We start from the raw sequence: 23,325 nt of genomic DNA, 5'->3' as shown, positions 1-23,325 counted from the left end.
TAAGCGACGCTGCGTGGCTGTCTTTCGCTCGTCGGCAAGTCGTCCATCGGGCGACTCTGCAACCCGTAGCTGCTTTGCATCCGGCGCGTCGAGTATCGGCCCTCCGGCGTACTCGATCCGGACTACGCCGCGGCAATTCGCAATCAGGAAGCCGCTCCCCCATCGTTCGTCAACGCTTTCAACGCCCGCTCCGGAGACACCGGTCCCTTGTAAAGCGGGCTACATGGCGTGCACGCCAGTTTTAGCGACAAATCGATGAGTTCGGTCGGTTTGTCGTGGGCGCGGTAGGCTTCGGCGAGACGCGCGAACTCCGTCATGATGCCGACAACGCTGCGATTTTGTGTCTTCGTGTATTTGACGACCTGCATTTCGCTCACTTCCGAGTCGATAAACGAACGCGGCACTCCGTGCGGGGCCAAAATTTGCGCCAGAGCCGCAGGGAACCTGGCCGTCAGGGTGGCCGCCGGAGCCAAAGGCATCAGCACCGGCAATAGCGTTTGCTCATTCACCAGCATCGCGACCTGAGGCCGCCATGGCAAAACAGTTGCGTACCAATTGCCGAGCTTCGTCGTGCTGGTTCCAGCCTCGACCATGTCGGGTTTCAGGCGTTTGAGCAGCTTGTGAGTGCAGTAGAGATCGAGCATAGAAAGGGGAGCAATCTCGTACCAGGAGAAGATGTACGCCGAGCTAACGGCGCGCGATCGTGGCGGGCAGGCAATTTTCCCGGAGCCGCTTTCCGCCGGAATAAAACGACGTCCGCCGCTGGAGTCGTCAGTCCATTCATCCAGATTTCCATGACCACGCGACGCGCCATTCACGCGCGGGAGATGCTGCGCCAGGCGCCGCCCGCCGCGCTGCTTGCCAACACGGCCTCGATGAAGCGCAGCCCCTCCACGCCGTCGTCGACCGTCGTCAATAGCCGGCTTGCGCTCGGCGCCGGCTCGCCGGCCTCGCGCGCCATGATCTGCGCGGCGGCGTCGCGATAGAGCTGCGCGAACGCCTCCAGATACCCTTCCGGATGCCCCGGCGGCACGCGCGTCGCGTGCCGTGCGGCGGCCCCGGTCACCCGGCCGCGCGTGAGCCGCTGCGCCTCGCCGCCCTGCGGCGTGAACCACAGCAGGTTGGGCTCCTCCTGATCGAACGCGAGGCTTGCCTTCGTGCCATATACGCGCAGCCGCAACGCGTTCTCCGCGCCGCTCGCCACCTGGCTCGCCCACAGCATGCCGCGCGCGCCGTTGGCGTAGCGCAGCATGGCCTGCACGTGATCGTCCACGCGGCGGCCCGGCACGAAGGTGTGCACTTCGGCCGCAAGCGCTTCCGGCACGAGCGCACTCACGAAGGCCGCCAGCTGATAGGCATGCGTGCCGATGTCACCCAGACACCCCGCCGGCCCCGCGAGCGCGGGATCCGTGCGCCACACCGCCTGACGGTTCGCACCACCGCGCTCGGCCGGATTGGCGAGCCAGTCCTGCGCGTACTCGACCTGCACGATGCGCACCTCGCCAATCTCGCCCGCCTCGACCATCTCGCGCGCATGCCGCACGAGCGGATAGCCCGAATAGGTATGCGTGAGCGCGAACACGAGATTCGCGTCGCGCGCGTGTTGCGCGAGCGCTTCGGCCTCGGCGAGCGAGACCGCGAGCGGCTTGTCGCATATCACGTGTATGTCCGCCTCCATGAATGCATGCGCCACCGGCGCGTGCAAATGGTTAGGCGTGACGATGGCCACCGCGTCGATGCCATCCTCGCGCGCGCCCTCCACGCCCGCCATCTCGCGCCAGTCGGCGTAGCTGCGCGCGAGGCCGAGCGCCTCGGCGCTCGACTGTGCGCGCGCCGCATCGGACGAGAGTGCGCCCGCGACGAGTTCGAAAGTGTCGTCGAGACGCGCGGCGATGCGATGCACGGCGCCGATGAACGCCCCCTCGCCGCCGCCGACCATCCCGAGCCTGAGTCTTCGATTCATTGCCTGTCTCCTGCGAGAATCGCGTTCAGAGGCCCAGCACGCCCTTCACCTGCGCGGCATCGACGCCGCTGCCCGCGAAGTCGTCGAACGCACGTTCGGCCACGCGGATGAGGTGCCGCTTGATGAAGTCCGCGCCTTCGCGTGCGCCATCGTGCGGATGCTTGAGCGCGCACTCCCATTCCAGCACCGCCCAGCCCGGATAGTCGTACTGCGTGAGCTTCGAGAAGATCGCCCCGAAGTCGATCTGCCCGTCGCCGAGCGAGCGAAAGCGCCCAGCGCGTTCCACCCAGCCGCTATAGCCGCCGTACACACCTTGTTTGCCCGTTGGGCGGAATTCGGCGTCCTTCACGTGAAAGGCCTTGATACGCGCGTGATAGAGGTCGATGAACGCGAGGTAATCGAGCTGCTGCAGCACGAAGTGGCTCGGGTCGTAGAGGATGTTCGCGCGCGGATGATCGCCCACTGCCGCAAGAAAGCGCTCGAACGTCACGCCATCGTGCAGATCCTCGCCCGGATGCAGTTCGTAGCAGACGTCCACGCCCGCCGCATCGAACGCGTCGAGAATCGGCCGCCAGCGGCGCGCGAGTTCGTCGAAGGCGGCTTCGACGAGCCCCGCCGGCCGCTGCGGCCACGGGTAGAAGTACGGCCACGCGAGCGCGCCCGAAAACGTCACGTGCGCGCTGAGCCCCAGATTCTTCGAAGCGCGTGCGGCCAGCATCAACTGCTCGATGGCCCACGCCGTGCGCGCTTCGCGATCGCCGCGCACCTGCGGCGGCGCGAAGCCGTCGAACAGCGTGTCGTAGGCGGGATGCACGGCCACGAGCTGTCCTTGCAGATGCGTAGACAGCTCGGTGATCGTCACGCCCGCGTCGTCGGCCTGCTGGCGCAGGTCGTCGCAGTACGCCACGCTCGAGGCGGCCTGCGCGAGATCGACGAGGCGCGCATCGGTGGGCACCTGGATGCCCTTGTAGCCGAGCTGGGCCGCCCATCCGGCCATGTGCGCGAAGCTGTCGAACGGCGCGTCGTCGCCGAGAAACTGCGCGAGGAAAATTGCCGGGCCTTTGATCGTCTTCATCGCAAGCCCCGTCCTCAGAACGGCGAATCGGGGAAGTAGAACTGCTTCGCGTTCTCCTTGGTGATCAGCACCGAGGGAATGATCGTCGTGGGCGGCAGCGACTTGCCCTGCAAACGCGCTTCGGCCGTGAGCTTGATCGCGTCGTAGATGAACTTCGGCGAATACGACACATCGGCCTTGATGAGCGGATCGCCGTCCATCACGCGCTTGACCATCTCCTTCGAGCCCGCGCCGCCGAACACGATCTTGATGTCGTTGCGCTTGGCCTGGTCGATCGCCTTGAGCACGCCCACGGCCATGTCGTCGTCGGCGGCCCAGACGGCGTCGATGTGCTTGAAGCGCGTGAGGTAGTCCTGCATCGTCTTGAAGGCGTCGTCCCGGTTCCAGTTCGCGTATTTCGCGTCGAGAATCTTGATGCCTGGATAGTTCTTCAGCACGTTCGTGAACGCCGTCCAGCGCTCGTTGTCGAGCGTGGTGGGAATGCCGCGCAGCGCGACGATATCGCCCTTGCCGCCCAGCTGCTTCGCGAGATATTCGGCGGGGATCTTGCCGAACGCCGTGTTGTCGCCCGCCACATAGGCATTCTGCGCGCTCGTGTCGGTCAAGCCGCGATCGACCACCGTCACGTACACGCCCTGCTTCTTCACCTGCGCGACGGGCTGCGTGAGCGAAGCCGATTCGTACGGGAAGATCACGAGCGCGTTGATCTTGTTGACGGTCACGAGGTCCTGCAGCTGGTTCGCCTGATCGGGCGCGTTCGCCGCCGTCTTGACGATGACCTTGAGGTCCGGATGGGCCTTTTCGAGGTCCTTCTTCGCCTCGTTCGCCCACCAGACGATGCCGCCCGTGAAGCCATGGTCGGCCGTGGGAATCGCCACGCCCAGCGTGACCTTGTCGTCGGCGCGCGCCGCGCCCGCACCGAACGTCGCCGCTACGCCGAGCGCCAGCGCGCCCGCACACATCGTTCGAATCATCTTCTTCATGATGCCGTCTCCTGTCGTGCGCTCCCGCGCCCGTTCTTGCGTTGAGTTTTCGCTGCCTCCTTCGACTTCCCCACCGCCCTGCCAGATCTGCTTCGACATCCTTACCGTCTGCCGCGCTGCAGGAACGCTACGGCAATGATCGCCACGCCCTGCACCGCCGCATTCAGATACACGCTGATGATGCTCGTGAGATTGAGAATATTGGCGATGACCGAGAGCAACACCGCGCCGACCACGGTGCCCGCCACGCGCCCTTCGCCGCCCTTGAGCGCCGTGCCGCCCACCACCACCGCGGCGATCGCCTCCAGTTCCCACAACAAGCCCGTAGTCGGCGTGGCGGAGCCCAGACGCGGCACATAGAGCACCGTCGCCACGCCCACGCACACGCCCAGCAGCACGTAGGTTGCGCACTTCACGCGATCGACGCGGATCGCCGCATAGCGCGCGACCTGCTCGTTCGAGCCGATCGCCTGCACGTGCCGTCCGAACGCCGTGCGGTTGAGAATGAGCGCACCGCCCGCCGCCGTAAGCGCGAACACCCACACGGGCACCGGAATGCCAAAGAGGCTCGCGTAATAGACCGGCCCGTAGAGATCGACGAGATTGTTCTGCAGCGTGAGCGCGCCGCCATCGGCAAGCCATGTCAGCACCGAGCGGAAGATGCCCAGCGTGCCGAGCGTGACGATGAAAGGCTCGATACGTCCGCGCGTGATCAGCAAGCCATGCGCGAGCCCGAACGCCGCGCCGAGCACGAGCGCGATCGCAATACCGATCGCGACGATGGCCGGGGGTGCAAACGCGTGTTCGCTCGCCGCCAGCGTGTTCATCACCCAGATCATCACGCCCGCGATCAGCGCGGCCATCGAGCCGACCGACAGGTCGATGCCGCCCGAAATGATCACGAACGTCATGCCCACGGAAATGATGCCGATGAACGAGGTGCGCGTGAGCACGTTGAGCAGGTTGCCGGCGGTGGCGAAATCGCGGTTGAGCAGCGTGCCGAGCACACAAAGCAGGATCAGGCCGATGAGCGGCCCGACGCCCGCGAGCCGGTGCACGAATCGCGCCGCGGCCGAGCGCGCGCCACGGCCTTCGGACGTAGCGTCAGTGGGTGCCGGTTGCATGAGCGATCAGCTCCTCTTCGTTCAGATGTTCGTGCCCGAGCGTGGCGACGAGCCGGCCCGCGCGCATCACGGCCACGCGATGCGCGAGCCCGATCAGCTCGACCAGTTCGGACGAGATCACCACGACCGCGCGCCCCGAGGCCGCAAGCCGCTGGATCAGGAAATAGATGTCGCGCTTCGCGCCCACGTCCACGCCGCGCGTGGGCTCGTCGAGCACGATCACGCGCGGGTCGGGCTGCAGGAACTTGGCGAGCGCGAGCTTCTGCTGGTTGCCGCCCGAGAGCATGCGCGCGCGGCTGTCGAGGTCGCCGGTGCGGATGCCGAAGTCGCGCACCGCTTTCTCGAGCGCGCGGCGGCCCGCCTTCAGATCGAGCAGCGGATGACCGTAGCGCTCGAGCGTCATGAGCGTGAGGTTGTCCTGCAGCGTGAGGTTCATGTGCAGGCCGCGGCCCTTGCGGTCTTCGCTCAGGTACGTGAGGCCGTGGCGCATCGCGTCGCGCGGGTGGCGCAGCATCACCGGGCGGCCGTCGATCTCGATCTCGCCCGCTTGTTTGTGGCGCAGGCCCACGATCGCCTCGAACGCCTCGCTGCGTCCCGCGCCCACGAGTCCCGCGAAGCCGAGAATCTCGCCCGCGCGCACCTCGAAGCCCACATCTTCGACCCACCCCGGCACGCTCAGATGCGTCACGCGCAGCGCCACGGGGGCAAGCTCGGGCGCCGCGCCTTTCTCCGGAAACATGTCGGAGACGTCACGGCCCACCATGAGGTTCGCCATCTGCTGGCGCGCGAGCGCTGCGGTCGCGCTCGCGGCCACGAAGCGGCCGTCGCGCATCACGACCACGTCGTCGGTGATGCTCTCCACCTCATCGAGCTTGTGCGAGATGTAGACGAGCGTCGTGCCAGATGCGCGCAGCTTCGTCATGAGCGCGAAAAGGCGCGCGGTTTCGGCGAGCGTGAGCGTGGCCGTGGGCTCGTCCATGATCAGGAGGCGCGCGTGCCGCGAGAGCGCCTTGGCGATCTCCACGAGCTGTTTTTCGGCGACGATGAGGTCGCGCACCTTCACGTCCGGGTCGCGCGCAAGCCCCACCTGCGCGAGCAGTTCGCGCGCTTCGCGGCGCATGGCAGCGTCGTCGACGAGCCAGCCTTTGCGCTTCTCGTGGCCGAGGAAGATGTTCTGCGCGATCGTCAGGTGCTCGGCCAGATTGAACTCCTGGTGGATCAGCACGATGCCGGCGGCTTCGGCCTCGCGCGAGCCGTCGAAGCGGCGCGGCACGCCATCCACCAGCATCTCGCCCGCGCTCGCCGCTTCGTAGCCCGCGAGGATCTTCATGAGCGTCGATTTGCCCGCGCCGTTCTCGCCCAGGAGCCCGTGAATGCGCCCCGGCGCGAGTTCGAAGCTCACGCCGTGCAGCACGCGCACGGGACCGAAGTCCTTGCGGATGTCGTTGAACTTCACGGCGACGCTCATGCGCGTGCGCTCCTCCAGTGGCTTGGTCGGCTGCGTTGAGGTTGGCGGCTCGCGCCGCTCGCCTGTCGACCAGAGTTAGCGCTTCAGCGCTTACTCGGGTCCCATGCAAGGCTCGCTCCGCTGGTCTCCCCTGCTATGTGTTCGTTTGCGTAATTTCGACTTCACCCGCTCTCGCGCACCACCAGCCGATGCGGCAGCAGCACGCCCGGCACGCTCGCACGCGGGTCCGCGAAACGCCGCAGCAGCAGACGCGCGGCCGTCTCGCCCAACTCCCGCATGGGCTGCGCGATCGTCGTGAGCGGCGGGTCGATCTGCGCGGCGAGCGCGATATCGTCGAAGCCGACCACGGCGACGTCGTGCGGCACGCGCCGTCCCGCGCCGCGCAGGCCGTTGACCACGCCCACCGCGAGCGTGTCCGACACCGCGAAGATCGCGTCTGGCGCTTCGCCGGCCGGCAACTGCATGAGCGCGGCGGCGGCCTGTGCGCCCGCGTCGTAGTCGAGACAGTTCACGTTCACGCGCCAGGCGTCGCGCATCGCGATGCCTGCTTCGCCGAGCGCATCGCGCCAGCCGTCGCGGCGCTGCTGCGCGTAGAGATAGTGCTCGTCGGAGTTGATGAGCGCGACACGTCGCCGCCCCCGCGCGATCAGATGCCGCACGGCGTCGTGCGCGGCCCGGTAGTTGTCGATGCCGACATACGGCACGCCCACGTCCGGATCGAACTCGCAGCAGGCCACCCACGGCAGCGCCGTCGATTCGGCGGCCAGCGCATGTTGCACGGTTGCCGGGTCGAGGCAGATCGCCCCGTCCGCGCGATGGCGGCGCAGCAGGTCGAAGTAGCTGCGCTCGCGGCCGGCGTCCGCGCCCGTGTCGCACAGCAGCAGGAAAAAGCCATGCTGGCGCGCGACGCTGTCGATACCGCGCACGATCTCCGCGTAAAACGGGTTGCCGAAGTCGGGCACCATCGTCAGAAGCAGGCGGCTTTCGGCCGTGCGCAGGTTGCGCGCGAGTTCGTTGACGCGGTAGCCGCTCGTTTCGATCTCGGCGAGCACGCGCTCGCGCGTGGCGGCGCGCACGTTCGCATGACCGTTGAGCACGCGCGAAACCGTCGCGACCGAGACCCCCGCGCGCTGCGCCACCGCCGCGATCGAGCCGCCGCGCGCGGCGGTGGCGGCGCTGGCATCTTCGGACGGCTGCGGCCGCAGTTGCGACGTTCTGGACGAGCGAGCGGACATGGGCGAAGGCGATGGTGACCGGTTCGGAAGCCTGCGGCGGCCGCGGCGTGAGCCGTCTGGGCGCGTCAAAATGTAATCGATTACATTTTTGGTACGAGAACCGCAAAACCGCAAGGCTCACGAAGCCAGGACAAACACCGATCCGTCAATCCCGCCGGAACCCCTTCGAGCTGCCGGCGGCGCGGCCGGGCCAGCAGCCGGTTTGCTACAATTCTCCGATTGCCCGACACCCTTTTTGCCGGGCTTGGACCGAACCGATCCCGACCACAACGCCGAGTCACCATGAACATCGAACAAGCGCGTTTCAACATGATCGAACAGCAGATTCGCCCCTGGGAAGTGCTCGACCAGGACGTGCTGAACCTGCTCTCGATCGTCAAGCGTGAGCATTTCGTCCCCGAGGCCTATACCGCCCTCGCGTTCGCCGACCTCGAAGTGCCGCTGCCGAACGGCCAGCACATGATGGCGCCGCGCGTCGAAGCGCGCGTGCTGCAGGAACTCGCGGTCAAGAAGCATGAGAGCGTGCTCGAAATCGGCGCGGGCTCCGGCTACATGGCGGCGCTGCTCGCGCACCGGGCGCAGAAGGTGCTGAGCGTGGAGATCGACACCGAACTCGCCGAATTCGCGCGCGCGAACTTCGTCAAGAACGGCGTGCTCAACGCCGAAGTCGTGGTCGGCGACGGCGCACGCGGCTGGGCCGCGAACGCGCCGTACGATGTGATCTGCGTCTCGGGCGGCCTGCCGGTCGTGCCGCAGGAACTGCTCGAGCAGCTCAAGGTGGGCGGGCGACTGGCCGCTTTCGTGGGCGGGGCACCCGTCATGGAAGCGCAGATCATCACGCGCATCGACGAAAAGCAGTTCCGTATTGCCGGCGTGTTCGAAACCTATGTCGAGCCGCTACAGAACGCCGTGCATCCGCCGCGCTTCAAGTTCTAAGGCGCTGCCAACCTGCCGCATCGCCGGGTTCCGTGCACGGCAGCCCGGCTTACTTACCCGATTGAGTGTTCCATGCAGAATCTGACCGCCCCCGCCCTCGCCGAATGGCTTGCCGACACCTCGCGCGAGACTCCCGTACTGCTCGACGTGCGCGAGCCGTGGGAAATCGAAACGGCAAAGATCGCCGGCAGCCTGTCGATCCCCATGCGCGAGGTCCCTGCGCGAAGCGAGGAACTGGACGACGAGGCGCAGATCGTCTGCATTTGCCACCACGGCGCGCGCAGCGCCCAGGTGGCGATGTTCCTCGAGTCGCGCGGCTACACGAAGGTGTTCAACCTGCAAGGCGGCATCGACGCCTGGTCGCGCCAGGTCGACCCCAAGGTGCCGACGTACTAAGCAGGCGCACGCCAGCTTAAACACCGGCGCGCAAGGGGCGCGGCTCAGGCCGCGCCCCTTGTCATTTCTGGACCATTCGCTCCGGTCCACTGCGTGCAGCCACCGGCACGCCCCTCATGCACAACGATGCAGCGTGCCCCGCCGCGCCATTCGTCCGGCTTCATGCACACGCGCACTGAGACGATGCAGCGCGCCCGAACATGCATCTCGCTGCACCACAATCGCCCGCCCGTTGCGTCACCGCCGATGCGCCCCGCATCGCCGCGCGCCTTATGGGGCAAGCCTGGCGCTTGACCTTCACGCTGGCACAACGCTTGCAGAAGGGTATGCGCAAGACAGGCCACACACACCGGGCGGCGCGCAAGACGACAAAACGACCCCGCGCCACGGCCCACGACTCACTCACGGACAAGAGGCACAAAAATGAAACGTCGCAGTCTGTTGAAACTCGGGACGATGTCGGGCGCACTCGCGGCCGCGGGGCGCATGCCGTTCGCGCACGCGGACACCGGCAGCGGGCCGATCAAGGTCGGCATCCTGCACTCGCTCTCGGGCACGATGGCCATTTCGGAGACCTCACTGAAAGACACCGCGTTGATGACGATTGCCGACATCAACAAGAACGGCGGTGTGATGGGGCGTCAGATCCAGCCCGTGGTCGTCGATCCGGCCTCGAACTGGCCGCTCTTCGCCGAGAAAGCGCGCCAGCTCCTCACGCAGGACAAGGTGGCCTGCGTGTTCGGCTGCTGGACCTCGGTGTCGCGCAAGTCGGTGCTGCCCGTGTTCGAGGAGCTCAACGGCCTGCTCTACTACCCCGTGCAGTACGAAGGGGAAGAAATGTCGCGCAATGTGTTCTATACGGGCGCGGCGCCCAACCAGCAGGCGATTCCCGCGGTGGAATACCTGATGAGCGCCGAAGGCGGCGGCGCGAAGCGCTTTTTCCTGCTCGGCACCGATTATGTGTATCCGCGCACGACCAACAAGATCCTGCGCGCCTTCCTGCACTCGAAGGGCGTGAAAGACAGCGATATTCAGGAGGTCTACACGCCGTTCGGTCATAGCGACTATCAGACCATCGTCGCGAACATCAAGACGTTCTCGCAAGGCGGCAAGACTACTGTCGTGTCGACCATCAACGGCGACTCGAACGTGCCGTTCTACAAGGAACTCGGCAACCAGGGCATCAAGGCGACCGACGTGCCCGTAGTCGCGTTCTCCGTGGGCGAGGAAGAGTTGCGCGGCATCGACACGAAGCCGCTCGTGGGACACCTCGCGGCGTGGAATTACTTCATGTCGGTGAAAGGCCCGAACAACACGAAGTTCAAGGAGCAGTTCGAAGCCTGGGTGCAGGCGAACAACCTGCCCGGCGGCAGCAAACGCGTGACCAACGACCCGATGGAAGCGACCTTCGTCGGCATCCACATGTGGAAGCAGGCCGTGGAAAAGGCGAAGAGCACAGACGTCGACAAGGTGCGCGTGGCCATGATCGGCCAGACCGTGGCGGCGCCCTCGGGCTTCACGCTCACGATGGACGGCAACCACCACCTGCACAAGCCGGTGATGATCGGCGAGATTCGCGGTGACGGCCAGTTCAACGTCGTCTGGAAGACGAAGACCGCCGTGCGCGCGCAGCCGTGGAGCCCGTTCATCGCCGGCAACGAAGGCAAGCCGGATGTGGTCACCTCGAACGCGCTGCCCGCCTTCCTGCGCCGCTCGCGCGTGGCCTGACGTTGTCTTCGCGAGCGCCGCGCCGCAACGTGGCGCGCGCTCGCGTGCTCTGTCTACGGGCCGCGGCGTAACTTCAGGCTGTTGCGCTGTGGTCCGCACCAAAAAAGAAAGCACCATGGCTCTCTCACTCCCGAGGTACGCGCAAGCGGGCCTGCGCCACGCGCTCGCCGCCGCTGCGCTCTTCACGGCGCTATGCACTTGCGCGCACGCGCTCGATGCGGCCGACGTCGCGCCGCTCGGCGGCGACGACTTCGACGCGAAATCCGCGGCCATCGACAAGCTCATCGCCACGCACGACGCCGCTTCGCTTGCGCTCCTGAAAGCGCTCGCCGAGGACAACGTCACCGCGACCGATTCGGGCGAAGTGCTCGTGCAAGATGGCGACAATGCACGCGACGCAGCCACTGGGCAACCTGTCGCCGCGAACATCGCTTCGAGCGCGCAGCCCATCACGCTGAACAACCTCTTGCGCTCGAAGGTCTCGGGCGCGGTCTCGGGCCTGCAACTCGCCTCGCCCGATCTGGAAACGCGGCGCGCCGCCATCGCCGGGCTGCTGAAGAACCCCGATCCGGCCATGAAGCCGATGATCGACGCCGCGCGCGCGAAGGAAACCGACCCGGCACTCAAGCGCCGTCTCGACACGCTCTGGGCGATGACCGCGCTGCACGATCCGAATGCGGCCACGCGTCTCGAAGCGGCGAAGCTCGTCGCCGCGCGCCGCGACGTCGACATGTACGAACTGCTGCGCCCGCTCGTCGCGAAGAACGCGAGCGGCGCGTACAGCGAGCCCGATGCCGATGTGCGATCAGCAGCGCAACAGGGCATCGATGCGCTCGACGCCATCCAGCGCCGCAGCGAGATCGCCGGCACGCTGTTCGCGGGCCTCTCGCTCGGCAGCGTGCTGCTGCTCGCGGCGCTCGGCCTCGCCATCACCTATGGACTCATCGGCGTCATCAACATGGCGCACGGCGAGTTCCTGATGATCGGCGCGTACGCAACCTACGTCGTCCAAACGCTCGTGCAGCGCTATGCGCCGGGCGCGTTCGACTGGTATCCGCTCTTCGCGATTCCCGCTTCGTTCGTTGCCGCAGCGCTCGTAGGCGCGGTGATCGAGCGGCTCGTGATCCGCCATCTCTACGGCCGCCCGCTCGAGACGCTGCTCACGACGTTCGGCATCAGCCTCATCCTCATTCAGGCCACGCGCATGATCTTCGGCGCGCAGAACGTGCAGGTCGAAAACCCCTCGTGGATGAGCGGCGGCGTGACCGTCATGCCCAACCTCATCCTGCCCTACAACCGCCTCGCGATCCTCGCGTTCTCGCTGATCGTGGTGGGCATTGCGTGGACCGTGCTCACGAAGACGCGTCTTGGCCTGTTCGTGCGCGCCGTCACGCAAAACCGCCGCATGGCGGCCTGCGTGGGCGTGCGCACCGCGCGCGTGGATGCGTGGGCTTTCGCGTTCGGCGCGGGCGTGGCGGGCCTTGGCGGCTGCGCGCTCTCGCAGATCGGCAACGTCGGTCCCGATCTCGGCCAGAGCTACATCATCGATTCGTTCATGGCCGTGGTGCTCGGCGGCGTCGGGCAGATTGCGGGCACCGTCATCGGCGGCTTCGGTCTCGGGCTCGTCTCCAAGGCCATCGAGCCGTTCTGGGGCGCCGTGCTCGCGAAGATCGCCGTGCTCGTGCTGATCGTGCTCTTCATCCAGAAGCGTCCGCAGGGGCTGTTCGCCCTCAAGGGCCGCAGCGCGGAGGCATGACATGACGAGCGTCACTTCCTCTTCCGCGCGTCACACGCTGGGCGCCTCGCGAACTTCAGCCGACGGCGCCGAAACGTTCGCTCTCGGCTTGCCCGCGCGGCCGGCCCTGCTCTCGCCGCGCGCCTGGCTCGCGCTCATCGTGCTGATCCTCGTGATCGGCGTGGGCGTCCCGCTTTGCGCGCTGGTGCTGCCGCAATCGAGCGCGCTGCATCTTTCCGCGTATGCGATGACGCTCGTCGGCAAGCTCATGTGCTATGCGATCGCTGCACTTGCGCTCGATCTCGTGTGGGGTTACTGCGGCATTCTGAGCCTCGGGCACGGCCTCTTCTTCGCGCTGGGCGGCTACGCCATCGGCATGTACCTCATGCGCGAGATCGGTCACGACGGCAAGTACGGCAGCGACCTGCCCGACTTCATGGTGTTTCTCGACTGGCATGCGCTGCCGTGGTACTGGCAAGGCACAGAGCATCTCTGGTATGCGCTCCTGCTCGTCGTGCTCGTGCCGGCCGTGGTCGCCTGGGTGTTCGGCTTCTTCACGTTCCGCTCGCGCGTGAAAGGCGTGTACCTCTCGATCATCACGCAGGCCATGACGTTCGCCGCGATGCTGCTCTTCTACCGCAACGAAACCGGCTTCGGCGGCAACAACGGCTTCACGGACTTCAAGCGCATCGCGGGCATGCCGATCACGCATCCGGGTACGCGCACCGTGCTGTTCCTGCTGTCCTTCGCCGTGCTCGTGCTCGCGTTTCTCGGCGCGCGCGCCGTCGTCACCTCGAAGCTCGGGCGTGTCGTGACCGCCGTGCGCGACGGCGAAACGCGCCTCATGTTTCTCGGCTACAGCCCGCTGGGCTACAAGCTCTTCGTGTGGACCGTCTCGGCCGTCCTGTGCGGCATTGCGGGCGCGCTCTACGTGCCGCAGGTCGGCATCATCAACCCGAGCGAGATGTCGCCTGGCAACTCGATCGAAATGGCGATCTGGGTGGCCGTGGGCGGACGCGGCACGCTCATCGGGCCGATCATCGGCGCGTTCGCCGTGAACGGCGCGAAGAGCTTTTTCACCGCGCATTTCGCCGAGTACTGGCTGTTCTTCCTCGGCCTGATGTTCGTGCTCGTGCCGCTGTTGCTGCCCAACGGCATCATGGGACTCATCGAACTCATCCGGAACCGGATCACCACGCGGAGCGAACGCCCATGAACGGACATAGCGTGATCAGCGACCCGCTCAACCACAACCCCTTCGACGACGCCCTCAAGTACGACGAACTCGCCCTCTCCGGCGTGGCGGAACTGGGGCACGTGGTCGAACCCGGCGCGATCGACATCTCGCACGGCACGATCCTGTATCTCGAAGACGTGACCGTGAGCTTCGACGGCTTTCGCGCGCTCAACAAGCTTTCGCTCGTGATCGACGCGGGCGAGCTGCGCTGCGTGATCGGCCCGAACGGCGCGGGCAAGACCACGATGATGGATGTCATCACCGGCAAGACCGCGCCCGATTCCGGCAAGGTGTTCCTCGGGCAAACGCTCGACCTCACGCGCATGAACGAGCCGGCGATCGCGCGCGCGGGCATTGGCCGCAAGTTCCAGAAGCCCACGGTGTTCGAGCAGCATCCCGTCTGGGAGAACCTCGAACTCGCGATGAAGGCCGACAAGGGCTGGTTCGCCACGCTGCGCGCGCGCCTTGGCCGCGAAGCGCAGGCGAAGATCGAGGAAACGCTCGAAGTGATTCGGCTGGAGAGCGACGCCCGACGCCTCGCGGGCGAGCTCTCGCACGGCCAGAAGCAGCGGCTCGAAATCGGCATGCTGCTCATGCAAAAGCCACAGCTGTTGCTACTCGACGAGCCCGCCGCCGGCATGACCGACGACGAAACCATGGAACTCGCGACGCTCCTCAACCGCCTGCGCGGCAGCTGCTCGATGATGGTGGTCGAGCACGACATGGAGTTCGTCGCGGCGCTCGCGGGGGAAATCGGGCGCGTCACGGTGATGGCCGAAGGCAGCGTGCTCGCGCACGGCACGCTCGACGACGTAAAGCGCGACGAAGCGGTCATCGAATCGTATCTGGGCCGCTAGGGCCGTTTTGAATAGATCAGTCATGCTAACCATCGAATCGCTGAATCAGTACTATGGCGGCAGCCACATCCTGCGCAACGTCTCGATGACGGTGCCCGAGGGTGAACTCACCGTGCTGCTCGGCCGCAACGGCGTGGGCAAGACGACACTGCTGCGCTGCCTCATGGGCGTCGTGCCGACGAAGAACGGTTCGATCGCGTGGCGCGGCGAAGCGCTCACGAAGCTGCCCACGCATGCGCGGGTGGCGCAGGGCCTCGCTTACGTGCCGCAAGGGCGCGATATCTTTCCGCGCCTGAGCGTCGAAGAGAATCTGCTGGTGGGCGCGGCGAGCAAGAAGCGCATGCCGTCGAGCGTGCCCGCGCATATCTACGAACTCTTTCCCGTGCTCAAGGACATGAAGGCGCGGCGCGGCGGCGACCTCTCGGGCGGCCAGCAGCAGCAGCTCGCCATCGGCCGCGCGCTGATGAGCGATCCGCAGTTGCTCATTCTCGACGAGCCTACCGAAGGCATCCAGCCTTCGATCATTCAGGACATCGGCCGCACGTTGCGGCGCCTCGTCGAAGAGATGCACATGACGGTGCTGCTGGTCGAGCAGTACTACGACTTCGCGAAGGCCATCGCGGACCGCTACTGGGTGATGAGCCGGGGCGAAATCGTGGCGGGGGGCGCCGGCGCGAGCATGGATGCGGATGGGGTGCGGGACTTGATCGCGGTTTAAACGTCGATTCGGCGTGGATGGCGCGTGCTATTCTCCACGCCATTCCCCGCTTTTTTCCCCTCGCCACGCATGTCGCTCCACGTCGATCACGCTGCACTCGCCAACACCACGTTTCGCAGCACTGCACACCAGGAATGGGCCGCGAAACTCGAGCTCGGCTTCGAGCGCCAGGGCGAACGTACCGCACTGACGCATCGCTTGCACGCGGGGCCGTTGCGCGTGCAACGCCCGCTCTACCCCGAAGGCGATGCGATCTGTCACGCGGTGATCGTGCATCCGCCGGCAGGCATCGCGGGCGGCGACCGGCTCGACATCGACGTGAACGTGGGCGAAGGGGCTCACGCCGTGCTCACGACGCCTGGCGCCACCAAGTGGTACAAGTCGAACGGCCGCGTGGCGCGCCAGCGCATCAACGTGCGCGTGGGCGCGGGCGCTAAGCTCGACTGGCTTCCGCAGAACAACCTCGTGTTCGATCACGCCCACGCCGAACTCGAATTCGCGCTCACGCTCGGCGAGGGAGCCACGGCCATCGGCTGGGACGCCACGCAACTGGGCCGTCAGGCCGCGGGCGAGCGCTGGTCGGCGGGCATGGTGCGAGCGCTCACGCGCGTAACGCGCACTGCACCGGAAGGCAAAGGCGACGATCAGCTGCTCTGGCTCGAACGCGCCCTCATCGACGCCAACGACCCGCTGCGCGACGCGCCGCAAGGGCTCGCTGGCTACCCCGCTTTTGGCGTGCTGTGGGCGATCGGCCCCGCGTGCAACGAGGCGCTCGCGCAAGACCTCGCCGCCATCCTGCCTTTCGACGAGACGCTGCGCTCGGGCGCGACCTGCATCGCGCCGGGCGTAGTGCTCGTGCGCGTGCTCGGGCGTTCGATGGAACCGCTGCAGAACACGCTCACGCAGTGCTGGACGGCGCTGCGGCCGTTCGTGCATGGTGTGAAGGCCGCGCCGCTGCGCTTGTGGACGACCTGAGCGCACGTCATACGCACCGCTGTGGTGCGCATCGGCGCCTGTACGCACGATAACGCAGCGCAGCAACGCCAACGCGGTGCAAGAACGCATCGAAATCGGTGCATTCACGCTGTCCCCTTCATTGGCACATACCTTGCTGTGAGCTTGCATCGATTCGTGCGCGCCGCGCGCGAGGCCGCAAGCTGCGCGTAACCTCGCTCCCGTAAGCTGGGTCGACAGACTTGCCCCAACCGACCCAATACGATGACGCGATGAAGCTCACGCCACGCGAGAAAGACAAGCTCCTGATCTTCACCGCTGCGCTGCTCGCCGAAAGGCGCCGCGAGCGCGGCCTCAAGCTCAACTATCCGGAGGCCGTCGCCTTTATCAGCGCCGCGCTCATGGAAGCGGCCCGCGACGGCAAGACCGTCGCCGAGGTCATGCATTACGGCACGACGCTCCTCACACGCGAGGACGTGATGGAGGGCGTGCCCGAGATGATCCCCGACATCCAGGTCGAAGCGACCTTCCCCGACGGCACCAAGCTCGTCACCGTCCACCATCCGATCCCCTGAGCCGGGAGGAGCCAGCCATGATCCCCGGCGAAATGCTGATCGACGACGGCGAAATCGAACTCAACGCGGGCCGCGAAACCGTCACCGTGAAGGTGGCCAACACGGGCGACCGCCCCGTGCAGATCGGCTCGCACTTCCACTTCTACGAGGTCAACGCCGCACTCTCGTTCGACCGTGAAGCCGCGCGCGGCTTTCGCCTGAACATTGCGGCGGGCACGGCCGTGCGCTTCGAGCCAGGACAGGAGCGCACCGTGGAACTCGTGGCGCTCGCGGGCGAGCGCGCCGTGTACGGCTTCAACGGCCAGGTAATGGGCCCGCTCTGAGCGCGGCCGGCGAATTCAGGCGAATTCATCAGGAATCCGACATGACATTGAAGATCGGCCGCCGCGCGTATGCGGAGATGTTCGGCCCCACCACCGGCGACCGCGTGCGTCTTGCCGATACCGAACTCATCATCGAGATCGAGCGCGACTACACCGTCTACGGCGACGAAGTGAAGTTCGGCGGCGGCAAGGTGATCCGCGACGGCATGGGACAGTCGCAGCGGGTGCACGCGCAAGTCGCGGACACTGTGGTCACGAACGCCGTGATCGTCGATCACTGGGGCATCGTGAAGGCCGACATCGGCATCAAGGACGGCCGCATCTGGAAGATCGGCAAGGCGGGCAACCCCGACGTGCAGCCGGGCGTGACGATTCCCATCGGCGCCGCGACCGAAGTGATCGCGGGCGAAGGCCAGATCGTCACGGCGGGCGGCATCGACACGCATATCCACTTCATCAGCCCGCAGCAGATCGACGAAGCGCTCGCCTCGGGCGTGACGACGATGCTGGGCGGCGGCACCGGCCCGGCCACGGGCACCAACGCCACCACCTGCACGCCGGGCCCGTGGCATATGGAGCGCATGCTCCAGGCCGCGGACGGCTGGCCGATCAATCTCGGCTTTCTCGGCAAGGGCAATGTGAGCCTGCCGAAACCCGCTGAAGAACAGATCGCCGCGGGCGCGATCGGCCTGAAGCTGCACGAGGACTGGGGCTCGACGCCCGCCGCCATCGACAACTGCCTGAGCGTGGCGGACGCCACGGACACGCAGGTGGCCATTCACACCGACACGCTCAACGAGTCGGGCTTCGTGGAAGCGACGGTAGCCGCATTCAAGGGTCGCACGATCCACACATACCACACCGAAGGCGCGGGCGGCGGCCACGCGCCCGACATCATCAAGGTGTGCGGCGAAGCAAACGTGCTGCCCTCCTCGACGAACCCCACGCGCCCGTACACGATCAACACGCTCGACGAGCATCTCGACATGCTGATGGTGTGCCATCACCTCGACCCGTCGATTGCCGAGGATATTGCGTTTGCCGAGTCGCGCATCCGCCGCGAGACCATCGCCGCCGAGGACATCCTCCACGATCTCGGCGCACTGTCGATGCTTTCTTCGGATTCCCAGGCGATGGGCCGCGTGGGCGAAGTGATCATCCGCACGTGGCAAACCGCGCACAAGATGAAGGTGCAGCGCGGCGCCCTGCCCGGAGACAGCGCGCGCCACGACAACTTCCGCGTGAAGCGCTATGTGGCGAAATACACGATCAATCCCGCGCTCACGCATGGCATCGCGCACGAAGTGGGATCGCTCGAACCGGGCAAATGGGCCGACCTCGTGTTCTGGGAACCGGCGTTCTTCGGCATCAAGCCTTCGCTGATTCTCAAGGGCGGCATGATCGCGCTCGCACAGATGGGCGACCCGAACGCCTCGATTCCGACGCCCCAGCCCGTGCATTACCGCGAGATGTTCGCCACGCGCGGGCGGGCGCTTGCACAAACGTCGCTCACCTTCGTCTCGCAGCTCTCGCTCGACAAGCGCATGCCCGAGCGCTACGGCCTGCAAAAGCGCGTGGTGGCGGTCCGCAACTGCCGCAGCGTGACGAAGGCCGACATGATTCACAATGCCTGGCAGCCGACGATCAGCGTCGATCCGGAAACGTACCAGGTCGTCGCCGACGGCCAGTTGCTCACCTGCGAGCCCGCCACGGTGCTGCCGATGGCACAGCGTTACTTCCTGTTCTAAAGTTTAGCCATGCGCACCATCGACAAACGACTCAATGCGAAGCTCGCGCCCGTTCTTGTGAAGCGGGCGCCCACGCTCACGCTGCCCTACGACGCGCGTTGCAAGAGCCGCCTGGCGGCCACGCTCGACACGGGCGAGGAAGTCGGCGTGGTGCTGCCTCGCGGCACGGTGCTGCGCGACGGCGACCTGCTCGTGGCCGACGACGGCGGCCTCGTGCGCGTGATCGCGGCGGCCGAGAGCGTGTTGCGTGTACGCGCGCCCGACCGCCTCACGCTCACGCGCGCCGCGTATCACCTGGGCAATCGCCATACGCCGGTGGAAGTGGGGGCGGACGAACTCAAGCTCGAAGCGGACCCCGTGCTCGAAGACATGCTCAAGCGCCTGGGCGCGCAGGTGCAGCGCGTGGAGCTACCGTTCCAGCCGGAATCGGGCGCATACGGCGGCGGCCACCGCCACGACCACGACGAAACCTTCGCCGACGACTACGCGCTCGCGCAGCGTGTGTACGACGAGCACCATGGGCATGCGCACTCGCACGACCATACACACGGTCATTCGCACAATCACGCTCATGGCGACGATCACGCGCATGACCACGATTGCGGACACGATCACGGTCACTGCGACGGCCACGCGCACGACCACAGCCATGAACATCGCTGAGCTCACCGCCCTCCTGCATCTCGCCTCGCCGGCGCTGCCCATCGGCGCGTTCAGCTACTCGCAGGGACTCGAAGCGGCAATCGATGCGCAGCTCGTCACGAACGCCGACGACGCCGCGCGCTGGATAGCCGCTGGCCTCGCGAACGTGCTCGCCTGCGGCGAGCTACCTTTTGTGGCGCATCAGATGGAACGCTGGCGCATGCACGACGAGCACGCGTTGACCGTTGCGAACGAGGAATTCGTCGCGAGCCGCGAATCGGCGGAATTGCGGCGCGAGACCGCGCAAATGGGCTGGTCGCTGCGCCAGCTCTGCGCGCAGCTCGAATGGGGCGACGCCGACCGGCGCGCGACGCTCGAGCGCATGACGCCCGTTGCGCAGCCCACGGCCTTCGCATTCGCCGCGTGGGCCCACGCGGCCGCGCCAGACGCCGCGCTCGCCGCCTACGCGTTCAGCTGGATCGAGAACCAGACCGCCGCCGCACTCAAGGCGGTGCCGCTCGGCCAGCTCGCCGGGCAGCGCATCATCGTCGCGCTGCGGCCCCCCATCGAAAAAGCCGTGGCGCGAGCGCTCGCGACGCCCCCCGAAGCGCTCAATACCTTTGCGCCACAGCTTGGCGTACTTTCTGCACGCCACGAATCGCAGTATTCGCGGCTTTTCCGCTCCTGAAACACACACACGAACCATGAATTCGCACGCACCCAGCAAACGAACCAAGAAGCTGCCGCCGCTGCGCGTCGGCGTGGGCGGACCGGTCGGCTCCGGCAAGACGACCTTGCTCGAAATGCTCTGCAAGGCGATGCGCGAGCGCTACGACCTCGTCGCCATCACCAACGACATCTACACGAAGGAAGACCAGCGCCTCCTGACCGTCGCGGGCGCCCTGCCCGCCGAGCGCATCATGGGCGTGGAAACGGGCGGCTGCCCGCACACCGCGATCCGCGAAGACGCGTCGATCAACCTCGAAGCCGTCGACCAGATGCTCACGCGCTTTCCCGATGCGGACATCGTCTTCATCGAATCGGGCGGCGACAATCTCGCGGCCACCTTCAGCCCCGAGCTTTCGGACCTCACGATCTATGTGATCGACGTGGCGGGCGGCGAAAAGATTCCGCGCAAGGGCGGCCCGGGCATCACGAAGTCGGATCTGCTCGTCATCAACAAGACCGACCTCGCGCCGCTCGTGGGCGCGAACCTCGACATCATGGCCTCCGACGCGAAAAAGATGCGCGGCGAACGGCCCTTCGTGATGTGCAATTTGAAGGCGCTCGAGGGACTCGGTGAGGTGATCGCGTTCATTGAAAAACGAGGTCTGCTCGTCACAGAAAGCGCTTGAACACATCGACGTGACGTCACCCGTCTCTCAGATCGACGGATCGATGTAGTCGGCGTTTTTCACGATCCAGTCCGGGTTCAGGTGCGACCTGTCCTCATAGAGGGCCGACCACTTTCCCGTCACGCGGATGCACGCTTCATCCACACACAGGCGCGCGTCGGGGTCAATGATCGAGGCATGATCGCGCTGGGCAAGCGCGATCAGTTCCTTGCGAACGCTCTGTTGCAGGCCATCGATTTTCACGCGTTGCTCAGCCTCGCGTGGGTCGAAGCGGCCGAGTCTCGATAAAAATACGTGTGGGTCAAACGGGTCGCCTATCGGATTGTCGAGCAGCACATAGACCTTTTTGTTCTGCGCCTGCAGCTCCCTGACTTCCTGATCAAGCTCGGCGAATGCCGCCGCTCTTCCTCGTGGCGTAGCCAGACTCAGCTCCTTTTGGCCGCTGACCAGGTAGTAGCCCGGGGCGTTGAAGTAGTAACTCCAGTAGCCGCCGATCACAACCGTCGTTATTCGGCGATTCGCGGCCTGCGCCAGCGCCTCGCGCCGGACCGAGCCACACTCCGAATCGACCGGCAAATCATGATCGAAAACGTGTGGAATGGGAGGACAAGCCGCGGCGACAGCAAAGATGGCGCCGTTTTTTGAAGGGTTGGCCTCCTCATCCGCGTAGACGCGTTCGGCATACTGGGCGACATGCGAATCCCCGAGAAAAAGCGTCGCCGTCTTGCGGTCTTCGTGCAAGGGATAGATGCCGTCCCGAGCCTGCCCATCTGCACTTCTTAGCGCGAGGAAGTGCCAGCCGGTCCGCGTTGCCAGGTTGACGGCTTCGAAGCGGGGACCGATGAGCGCATCCTTGATCGCCACGCCGCTAACCATCATCAGCACCAGGCCGAGAACCAGCAGAAGCGCCGTTCGATTCGCAGAGCGATGCCAGCGAATCTTCCGCTCGACAAAGCGGTGCGTGAGCCACGCGAGTAAGACTGATAGCAATACCACGGCAATCTTCGTGGGGTGACCATTGTCCGGCCAGACCAGATGTGCGAAAGACAACAACGGCCAATGCCAGAGATAAAGCGGGTAGCTAATCAGCCCGCAAGTCACGAAGGGGCGACTCGAGAGAATAGTGCGATTGATCCACGCGCCTGAACCCGCTGCGATGACGAGGAATGTCCCCATCGTCGGCAACAATGCCCAAAGTCCTGGAAATGGCCGCTCATGATTGATCAGCAAGAATCCAGACAGCAAGAGGCCCACTCCCATTGCACAGAGCAGATTGGCGTATCGGCCGACCAGGTCCGGACGACGCAAAGCGATATAGGCAAGCGAGCCGCCAGCCATGAGTTCCCAGAAGCGGGAAAGGGGCGAGTAGAAGGCAGCAACGGGGTCCCGCCAGGCGAGCCATACGCTAATGCCAAAGGACGCCGCCAGGATCGCCCCATTGACGACCGTGAATCGCCAGCGATGCGTCCACGCATAGCTCAATAGCAGGGGCCAGAATATGTAGTATTGCTCTTCAACCGCAAGGCTCCAGAGATGCAACAGCGGTTTGGCCTCGTGACCGCTATCGAAGTAACCGCTCTCGCTCCACAAGACAAAATTCTGGACGAAGGATGTCCCGCCGACGATGTGCTTCCCGAGTTGCGGGTACTCGTCTCGCAGCAGCACGAGCCAACCGGCAACCGCGCAAAAGAACAATACAAGAAGAAGCGCGGGGAAGATGCGTCGGATGCGCTTGGCGTAAAAATCAGCAATGCTGAATTTGTCGTGCTCGAGATTGGTGAGAATGATGGTGGTAATGAGGTATCCGGAGATGACGAAAAATACATCGACTCCGATAAATCCGCCTGCCATCCGGCTCGGAAACGCATGAAACAGAATCACTGCCATAACCGCGATCGCGCGCAGGCCGTCGACGTGCGGACGATATTCATGCGTCGCTACGCTATGGGTTGCGGCCCGACCCGACGGACTATCGAGGATTTCCGTCGCTGACGGAACCGGCAGCACTTGCGGGGTAATCGTCGGTGACATGAACGAGCCTTCGATGACTGCATATCGGTGAAGCGCACGGGAGCAACACCGATAATCAGCAATGCGTTCCTTACGCAGACGTGGCCCGAACGCGAGCCAACCACGTGAACCCAGTACACCCGCGCTCCGGCTTGAGCGTATGTGCGCATACGTACGCATCGCTGCGCGTGAAGGGGTGCGATGACCCAACCCTTTCATGCGTCTGTATGCCACCCTTCATGCGTCTATATATTGCCCTTCAC

At 65.5% G+C, this 23,325-nt stretch carries 22 protein-coding genes; 14 read left to right on the top strand and 8 right to left on the bottom strand.

All coding sequences use genetic code 11. The features are described 5' to 3' along the window. Positions 1–143: 143 nt before the first annotated feature. From ACOJB8_RS35865 to ACOJB8_RS35835, 7 genes are all read right to left on the bottom strand, one after another. The gene (locus ACOJB8_RS35865) at positions 144–818 is read right to left on the bottom strand and encodes a DUF6933 domain-containing protein (RefSeq protein ID WP_475016912.1); all 675 of its coding nucleotides are present in this window, start codon (positions 816–818) and stop codon (positions 144–146) included. Then, entirely contained in the window at positions 815–1,963 is a 1,149-nt protein-coding gene (locus ACOJB8_RS35860) for a Gfo/Idh/MocA family protein (protein ID WP_475016910.1), read from the bottom strand. Before ACOJB8_RS35860 ends, ACOJB8_RS35865 begins: the two co-directional genes overlap by 4 nt. A 25-nt stretch (positions 1,964–1,988) precedes the next feature. Then, a complete protein-coding gene (locus ACOJB8_RS35855; RefSeq protein ID WP_475016908.1) occupies positions 1,989–3,038 on the bottom strand; it encodes a sugar phosphate isomerase/epimerase family protein in 1,050 nt (349 codons plus the stop codon). A 14-nt stretch (positions 3,039–3,052) separates the two neighbouring features. Beyond that, complete coding sequence (locus ACOJB8_RS35850) at positions 3,053–4,021, bottom strand: substrate-binding domain-containing protein (RefSeq protein WP_069265518.1); 969 nt, start codon at positions 4,019–4,021, stop codon at positions 3,053–3,055. A 101-nt stretch (positions 4,022–4,122) separates the two neighbouring features. Next, a complete protein-coding gene (locus ACOJB8_RS35845; protein WP_475016907.1) occupies positions 4,123–5,145 on the bottom strand; it encodes an ABC transporter permease in 1,023 nt (340 codons plus the stop codon). Further along, the gene (locus ACOJB8_RS35840; RefSeq protein ID WP_475016905.1) at positions 5,126–6,613 is read right to left on the bottom strand and encodes a sugar ABC transporter ATP-binding protein; all 1,488 of its coding nucleotides are present in this window, start codon (positions 6,611–6,613) and stop codon (positions 5,126–5,128) included. Before ACOJB8_RS35840 ends, ACOJB8_RS35845 begins: the two co-directional genes overlap by 20 nt. 161 nt (positions 6,614–6,774) lie before the next feature. After that, entirely contained in the window at positions 6,775–7,848 is a 1,074-nt protein-coding gene (locus tag ACOJB8_RS35835) for a LacI family DNA-binding transcriptional regulator (protein WP_475016903.1), read from the bottom strand. A gap of 282 nt (positions 7,849–8,130) precedes the next feature. Between ACOJB8_RS35835 and ACOJB8_RS35830 the strand changes: the two genes are divergently transcribed. The 14 genes from ACOJB8_RS35830 to ureG all read left to right on the top strand — a co-directional run bounded on the left by ACOJB8_RS35830 (position 8,131) and on the right by ureG (position 21,052). Then, positions 8,131–8,784: a protein-L-isoaspartate O-methyltransferase family protein gene (locus ACOJB8_RS35830; protein ID WP_254319411.1), complete on the top strand. Its 654-nt coding sequence runs from the start codon at positions 8,131–8,133 to the stop codon at positions 8,782–8,784. 72 nt (positions 8,785–8,856) lie between these two features. After that, entirely contained in the window at positions 8,857–9,180 is a 324-nt protein-coding gene (locus tag ACOJB8_RS35825; protein ID WP_069265482.1) for a rhodanese-like domain-containing protein, read from the top strand. A 423-nt stretch (positions 9,181–9,603) separates the two neighbouring features. Continuing rightward, positions 9,604–10,908, top strand: a complete 1,305-nt coding sequence (gene urtA / locus ACOJB8_RS35820) for an urea ABC transporter substrate-binding protein (RefSeq protein ID WP_069265483.1) — start codon at positions 9,604–9,606, stop codon at positions 10,906–10,908. Between the two features lie 115 nt (positions 10,909–11,023). After that, positions 11,024–12,664 carry an urea ABC transporter permease subunit UrtB gene (gene urtB / locus ACOJB8_RS35815; protein ID WP_475016901.1) on the top strand — a complete coding sequence of 547 codons (1,641 nt, stop codon included), beginning with the start codon at positions 11,024–11,026 and terminating at the stop codon, positions 12,662–12,664. 1 nt (position 12,665) lies between these two features. Continuing rightward, complete coding sequence (gene urtC, locus ACOJB8_RS35810) at positions 12,666–13,859, top strand: urea ABC transporter permease subunit UrtC (RefSeq protein WP_475016900.1); 1,194 nt, start codon at positions 12,666–12,668, stop codon at positions 13,857–13,859. Then, positions 13,856–14,737, top strand: coding sequence for an urea ABC transporter ATP-binding protein UrtD (gene urtD / locus ACOJB8_RS35805; RefSeq protein ID WP_475016898.1), 882 nt, complete (start codon positions 13,856–13,858; stop codon positions 14,735–14,737). Before urtC ends, urtD begins: the two co-directional genes overlap by 4 nt. 22 nt (positions 14,738–14,759) lie before the next feature. Further along, positions 14,760–15,455 (top strand): urea ABC transporter ATP-binding subunit UrtE, encoded by a 696-nt coding sequence (gene urtE, locus ACOJB8_RS35800; RefSeq protein WP_406952887.1) that lies wholly within the window; start codon positions 14,760–14,762, stop codon positions 15,453–15,455. A gap of 69 nt (positions 15,456–15,524) precedes the next feature. Then, entirely contained in the window at positions 15,525–16,430 is a 906-nt protein-coding gene (locus ACOJB8_RS35795) for an urease accessory protein UreD (RefSeq protein ID WP_475016896.1), read from the top strand. A 251-nt stretch (positions 16,431–16,681) separates the two neighbouring features. Continuing rightward, entirely contained in the window at positions 16,682–16,984 is a 303-nt protein-coding gene (locus tag ACOJB8_RS35790; protein ID WP_069269271.1) for an urease subunit gamma, read from the top strand. A gap of 17 nt (positions 16,985–17,001) precedes the next feature. Next, the gene (locus ACOJB8_RS35785) at positions 17,002–17,307 is read left to right on the top strand and encodes an urease subunit beta (RefSeq protein ID WP_406952889.1); all 306 of its coding nucleotides are present in this window, start codon (positions 17,002–17,004) and stop codon (positions 17,305–17,307) included. Positions 17,308–17,348: 41 nt separating this feature from the next. Beyond that, positions 17,349–19,055 carry an urease subunit alpha gene (gene ureC / locus ACOJB8_RS35780; RefSeq protein ID WP_406952890.1) on the top strand — a complete coding sequence of 569 codons (1,707 nt, stop codon included), beginning with the start codon at positions 17,349–17,351 and terminating at the stop codon, positions 19,053–19,055. 9 nt (positions 19,056–19,064) lie between these two features. After that, a complete protein-coding gene (ureE, locus tag ACOJB8_RS35775) occupies positions 19,065–19,718 on the top strand; it encodes an urease accessory protein UreE (RefSeq protein ID WP_475016894.1) in 654 nt (217 codons plus the stop codon). Next, entirely contained in the window at positions 19,705–20,385 is a 681-nt protein-coding gene (locus ACOJB8_RS35770; RefSeq protein ID WP_475016923.1) for an urease accessory protein UreF, read from the top strand. The genes ureE and ACOJB8_RS35770 overlap by 14 nt, the downstream gene beginning before the upstream one ends. 16 nt (positions 20,386–20,401) lie before the next feature. After that, the gene (gene ureG / locus ACOJB8_RS35765; protein WP_368683964.1) at positions 20,402–21,052 is read left to right on the top strand and encodes an urease accessory protein UreG; all 651 of its coding nucleotides are present in this window, start codon (positions 20,402–20,404) and stop codon (positions 21,050–21,052) included. Positions 21,053–21,079: 27 nt separating this feature from the next. Here the strand turns inward: ureG and ACOJB8_RS35760 are convergent, their stop codons facing one another. Then, positions 21,080–23,083, bottom strand: a complete 2,004-nt coding sequence (locus tag ACOJB8_RS35760) for an acyltransferase family protein (protein ID WP_475016892.1) — start codon at positions 23,081–23,083, stop codon at positions 21,080–21,082. Positions 23,084–23,325: the final 242 nt, after the last annotated feature.

It is taken from the genome of Paraburkholderia sp. BR10141, from assembly GCF_056155635.1.
Note: the sequence above shows the minus strand (reverse complement) of the source record. Positions and strands in the feature narration are given on the sequence as shown.